1 protein-coding gene is annotated in these 2,646 nt (G+C 69.5%); it reads left to right on the forward strand.

The genetic code is table 11. The features are described 5' to 3' along the window. Window positions 1–2,646, forward strand: a 2,646-nt coding sequence (locus ACWDU1_RS31410) for a condensation domain-containing protein (RefSeq protein WP_450004046.1), incomplete at both ends; no start/stop codon positions are given.

The following is a 2,646-nucleotide window of genomic DNA, read 5'->3' on the forward strand; positions in this document are numbered from 1 at the left end:
TCGAGGAGATCGTGGCGGGTGTGTTCGCCGATGTGCTCGGTATCGAGCGGGTGGGTGCCGATGACGATTTCTTCGCGCTGGGTGGTAACTCGCTGATCGCGACCCAGGTCGCCGCGCGCCTGGGCGCGGCCCTGGATACGAAGATCAAGATGCGGGTGCTGTTCGAATCGCCCACGGTGACCGCGCTGGCCGCGCAGGTGGAATCGCAGTTCGGCCTCGGCGCGCGAAACCGGTTGGTGCCGCAGGAGCGTCCGGAACAGACCCTGCTGTCCGGTGAGACCGTGGCCGCCGCGCCGATGTCGCTGGCACAGCAGCGGATGTGGTTCCTCAACCGGTTCGACAACCAATCCTCGGCCTACAGCGTCCCGATGGCCGTCCGGCTCAGCGGCGCGCTGGATGTGGCCGCGCTCGGCGCGGCGGTCGGCGATGTGGTGAGCCGGCACGAAGTGCTGCGCACCGTGTACCCGGAGACCGACTCCGGCCCGGTGCAGGTGGTGCTCCCGGCGTCGCGCGCGGTCCCGGAATTGGAGGTGCGCACCGTCGCCACCGCCGACCTGCAAGCCGCTGTGCTGGATCTGGTGTCGACCGTTTTCGATGTCACCAACGAGGTGCCGCTGCGGGTGGCCCTGTTCCGGGTCGCCGAGGCCGCGGATGAATACGTGCTGGCCATGGTGGTGCACCACATCTCGGGTGACGGCTCCTCGGTGGGCCCGCTCACCCGCGATCTGATGACGGCCTACGCCGCCCGCGCCGCGGGTGAGGCCCCGGGCTGGGCGCCGCTGCCGGTGCAGTACGCCGACTACAGCATGTGGCAGCGCGAACTGCTCGGCGACGAGTCCGATCCGGAGTCGCTGGCGCACCGGCAGGTCCGGTACTGGCAGGAGACCCTTGCCGACTTGCCCGATCAGCTGGATCTGCCCGCCGACCATCCGCGTCCGGCGGTGCAGGGCTACCGCGGCGGCCGGGTCGAGGTGCGTATCGACGCCGATACCCATCGGGCGCTGATCGCGCTGGGCCGTGAGCGCGGCGCGACCCTGTTCATGGTGGTGCACTCGGCCTTCGCGACCCTGCTGTCGCGGCTGTCCGGCGTGGACGATATCGCCATCGGCACCCCGGTCGCGGGCCGCGGCGAGGCCGCGCTCGACGATCTGATCGGTATGTTCGTCAACACCGTGGTGTTCCGCACCCGGCTGGATCGCGGCGACTCGTTCACCGCGTTGCTGGCCCGCCAGCGCGAGATCGATATCGCGGCCTTCGCGAATGCCGATGTGCCGTTCGAACGTCTGGTGGAGGTGCTGAACCCGGTCCGGTCGACCGCCCGGCATCCGCTGTTCCAGGTGGGTCTGTCGTTCCAGAACCTCGGACAGGCCGCGCTGGAGCTGCCGGGGCTGCGGGTCGCCGGTGTCGATATCGACACCGAGGTCTCGCAGTTCGATCTGCATCTGATCGTCGGCGACACCTACGACGAGACCGGCGCGCCGAACGGAATCGGCGGTTACCTGACCTACGCCACCGACCTGTTCGAACACGCCACCGCACAGGGTTTCGTGGATCGCTTCCTGCGGCTGGTCTCGGCGATCGTCGCCGAACCGGAAACGCCCGTGGGCGATCTGGAACTGCTGGCGGCGGCCGAACACGACGCGCTGATCACGGGTCGTAACGCGACCACGCGACCGGTGGACGCCGAGGCCACGCTGGTCTCGCTGCTGGATGCCACGGTGGCCGCGGGCCCGCGGGCCACCGCGCTGGTCACCGACGACGGCACGGAAATCACCTACGCCGAACTCGACGCCCGGGTCAACCGCCTGGCACGGCAGCTGATCTCGCGGGGCGTGGGTCCGGAGGACCGGGTCGCGCTGGCCTTCCGCCGCTCGGTGGACCTGATCGTGGCGATGTACGCGGTCGCGAAATCCGGTGGTGCCTACGTGCCCGTGGATCCGGATCAGCCGGCCGAACGCACCGGCTACATCCTGGAGACCGCGGCACCGGTCTGCGTGCTGACCAACAACGAGGCCGGTTTCGAGACCGATCTCGCGCCCGTGATCACGCTGGACGATCTGGACCTGTCCGCGCTGGACGCGAGCCCGGTCACCGATGCGCAGCGGCGTGCCCCGCTGCGGCCCGCGCATACCGCCTACGTGATCTTCACGTCCGGTTCCACCGGCCGCCCCAAGGGTGTGGCGGTCTCGCATGCCGCGATCGCCAACCAGTTGCAGTACGTGAAGGCCGAATTCGGCCTCGATGCCGCCGACGCCGTGCTGCTCAAGACGGCCGCCACCTTCGACCTCTCGGTCTGGGAGTTCTGGTCGGCCGCGGTCTGCGGTGGTCGCCTGGTCATCGCCGCACCGGACGGGCATCGCGATCCCGCGTACCTGAACGAGTTGATGAGCCGGGAATGGGTCACCACCCTGCACGTGGTGCCGTCCATGCTGGACGCGCTGCTCGCGAGTGAGCTGCCGGATTCGCTGTGGCGGGTCATGGCCATCGGTGAGGCGCTGCCCGGGGCGACCGCGCAGCGGTTGCTCGCGGCGAATCCGCGAGTCGAGCTGTACAACCTGTACGGCCCGACCGAGGCCGCGGTGTCGATCACCACCCACCGGGTCACCCCGGCGGATCAGGTGTCGGTGCCGATCGGTGCCCCGCAGT

The organism is Nocardia sp. NPDC003345 (assembly GCF_053589395.1).